The organism is bacterium (assembly GCA_029210545.1).
Classification (GTDB): Bacteria; BMS3Abin14; BMS3Abin14; order BMS3Abin14; family BMS3Abin14; genus JARGFV01.
Map to the genome: position 1 here is coordinate 1 of JARGFV010000172.1, position 3326 is coordinate 3326.

The 3326-nt window shown below is 62.5% G+C and carries 2 protein-coding genes; both read left to right on the plus strand.

Features of this window, described 5'->3' with window-relative positions; genetic code table 11:
• Window positions 1-165: 165 nt before the first annotated feature.
• Window positions 166-1746, plus strand: coding sequence for a bifunctional phosphoribosylaminoimidazolecarboxamide formyltransferase/IMP cyclohydrolase (gene purH / locus P1S46_11930; GenBank protein MDF1537178.1), 1581 nt, complete (start codon window positions 166-168; stop codon window positions 1744-1746).
• A 123-nt stretch (window positions 1747-1869) separates the two neighbouring features.
• The gene (gene purD / locus P1S46_11935; protein ID MDF1537179.1) at window positions 1870-3147 is read left to right on the plus strand and encodes a phosphoribosylamine--glycine ligase; all 1278 of its coding nucleotides are present in this window, start codon (window positions 1870-1872) and stop codon (window positions 3145-3147) included.
• Window positions 3148-3326: the final 179 nt, after the last annotated feature.

Genomic DNA, 3326 nt, shown 5'->3' on the forward strand with positions numbered 1-3326 from the left:
ATGACTTACGGTGTAAGTCATTGATTTGGGCGCCCCGCGCGGGGCGCATTGATGGACTTTTTGCGAGTCCATCAATAGTTGACCCCTGCAAACTCCTCATGTAAAACTGTCGTCCCTATGTTTCCGGCCAACGTCAACCAACTCAACCTGCAGGAGAGCAGCTTCATGAAAAGAGACCCCCTTCCCGTGGCAAGAGCCCTCGTAAGCGTCTGGGACAAGACGGGGCTCGAACCCCTCTGCCGCTCCCTTACCGACCTCGGTGTCGAGATCGTGTCCTCGGGCGGCACTGCCCGGGCCCTTTCAGAGGCCGGGATCCCCGTCGTTCCGGTGAGCGAGGTGACCGGCTTTCCCGAGATCCTCGACGGCAGGGTCAAGACATTGAATCCCCGCATCCACGGCGGTATCCTGGCACGCAAGGAACTCCCCGGGCACATGGAGGAGCTGGACAAGCACGGTATCGCGGCCTTCGACCTCGTGATCGTCAACCTCTACCCCTTCCAAAAGACTATCGAGGACCCCGACGCCTCCCTCCCGGATGCCCTGGAGATGATCGACATCGGCGGGCCGGCGATGGTCCGGGCCGCTGCCAAGAACTTCCCCTCGGTGGCGGTGGTGGTCAACCCTGAGCGTTACGGCTCGGTGCTCGACGAGATCGCCAACGAGGTGGGCATCTCCTTCGCCACCAGGATGGCCCTGGCGCGGGAAGCGTTCGCCCACACGTGCCTGTACGATTCTGCCGTGACCGGTTACCTTTCCGCCCTGGACGAGGAGGGACAGAAGGTTGAGGGAGCGTTCTCCGACACCCTGGTCCTGGCCGGCAGGAAGCTCCAGGACCTGCGGTACGGTGAGAACCCCCACCAGAGGGCGGCCTTTTACTCGGCCGGGACCTCCTTCGAACCGCTTCTGACACAGGCCCGCCAGCTGTGGGGCAAGGAGCTGTCCTACAACAACATCCTGGACACCGACGCCACCTTGCAGCTGACCATGGAGTTCGACAAACCCGCGTGCATGATCATCAAACACACCAACCCGTGCGGGGCGGCCCTGGGCGACTCCCTGGCTGAAGCCCACCGGAAAGCGATGAAGACCGACCCGGTGTCGGCCTTCGGCGGGATCGTGGGCTTTAACCGGGAGGTGGACCGGGAGACCGCCGAAGAGGTCGCCAAGGTGTTCACCGAGGTGATCATCGCCCCCTCCTACGCGGAAGAAGCCCTCGAGATCCTCAAGACCAAAAAGAACCTCCGGATCCTGGAGCTTCCCGGAATGGACCGGCCTGCCATGGACCCGGCGATCCCGTTCATCCGAAGCACGGGCGGGGGCTACCTCGTCCAGGACCGGGACCTGTTGACCCTCGACGAGAAGAACCTCCGGGTAGCCACGAAGAGGACACCCACCCCCGAGGAGATGGCGGCCCTTCGTTTCGCCTGGGTCATCGGAAAGCACGTCAAATCCAACGCCATCATCTACGCCCGTGACGGCCAGCTCGTGGCCGTGGGAGCCGGGCAGATGAGCCGCGTGGATTCGGCCCGGATCGGCATCATGAAGGCCAACCTCCCCATCGAGGGCACTGTACTGGCATCGGACGCCTTCTTCCCGTTCAGGGACGGCGTGGACGCGGCCGCCGAAGCGGGCGTGACCGCCCTCATCCAGCCCGGGGGCAGCGTGAGGGATGAAGAGGTCATCGCCGCCGCCGACGAGCACGGCCTTGCCATGGTGTTTACGGGGATCAGGCACTTTAAACATTAAAAGAGGTGGTATGGAAGTAAGGGTGTATGGGAGTCTGGGTGTCACAGAGCAGATCACTTACCCCGTTACCCCCATACACCCATACCCCGACACAACACATAAAAGACATTCAGGGAGGCGAGAATGAAGGTTTTAGTTGTAGGTGGAGGGGGACGCGAACACAGTCTGGTCTGGAAGCTGAATCAGTCACCGCGGGTGACCCGGGTCTTCTGTGCCCCGGGCAACGCCGGGATCGCCCGGGAAGCAAAGGTGGTACCCCTCGACGTCACCGACATCGACGGCCTGGTGAAGTTCGCCACCCGTGAGGGGATCGACCTGACCTGCGTCGGTCCCGAACTTCCCCTGACCCTCGGGATCGTAGACGCCTTTGAGGCGGCGGGACTGAGGATCTTCGGGGCCAGCAAGGCCGCTGCGGAGATCGAGGGCAGCAAGGTGTTCACCAAGGACCTGCTGGCCAAGTACCACATCCCCACAGGGACGTACGGCGTATTCACCGACGTCGAGGCCGCAAAGGCCCATCTCGAGGAGGTGGGAGCGCCTATCGTGGTCAAGGCCGACGGCCTTGCGGCTGGGAAGGGAGCCATCGTATGCCTGACAGTGGCCGAGGCGCTCGAGGCGCTTGACCTGTGCATGGTCCAGCGGGCCTTCGGTGATGCCGGGGACAGGGTCGTCATCGAAGAGTTCCTCACGGGCGAGGAAGCCTCTTTCCTCGCCTTTTCGGACGGCAAGACCGTCCTGCCGTTGGCCACATCCCAGGACCACAAACCGATCTTCGACGGGGACAAGGGACCCAACACCGGCGGCATGGGGGCCTACTCCCCGGCACCGGTGGTCACCCCGGAGCTGTTCGATCAGGCCATGAACGAGATCATGATCCCCACGGTGCGGGCCATGGCCGCCGAGGGACGTCCGTACAAAGGGGTCCTGTACGCCGGCCTGATGATCGAGAACGGCAAGGCCAGGGTCCTCGAGTTCAACGCCCGGTTCGGGGACCCGGAGGCCCAACCCCTCTTCATGCGCATGGACGGCGACCTTGTCGACATAATGGAGGCGGTCATCGACGAGCGCCTCCACGAGGTGGAGCTCAGGTGGCAGGATGACGCCACTATCTGCGTGGTCATGGCCTCCGGAGGTTACCCGGGGCCGTACGAGAAAGGGAAGGTCATCACGGGCATCGAGGAGGCTGACGCCCTTCAGGACACGAAGGTCTTTCACGCCGGGACCACAGAGAAAGACGGCCGGATCGTCACCGCGGGAGGCCGGGTCCTGGGCGTGACCGCGAGGGGCCGGGACATCCCCCAGGCCATCGAGCGGGCCTACGCGGCATGCGCCCTCATCTCCTGGGATGGTGCACAGTATCGGACAGATATCGGGGCGAAAGCCATTAAGTTTTTGAAATAGGAGCGATCTCATATTTCTCACAACTGACCAGCGCCGCCCTGATACACGAAAAGCAAGATCCTTTTTCACCACCCGTTCGTCACTTTTGGACTGTGACTCACCAGGAGCCTGTCGGAGAACCCCATGCAGGCTCCTGGATATAGTTTTTCGGAAGTAGCATTTAGACCGAAAAGAACAAA

Bases quoted from the DNA above. Each gene is read 5' to 3' on its own strand.
- purH (MDF1537178.1), top strand. From the start codon at position 166: ATGAAAAGAGACCCCCTTCCCGTGGCAAGAGCCCTCGTAAGCGTCTGG.
- purD (MDF1537179.1), top strand. From the start codon at position 1,870: ATGAAGGTTTTAGTTGTAGGTGGAGGGGGACGCGAACACAGTCTGGTC.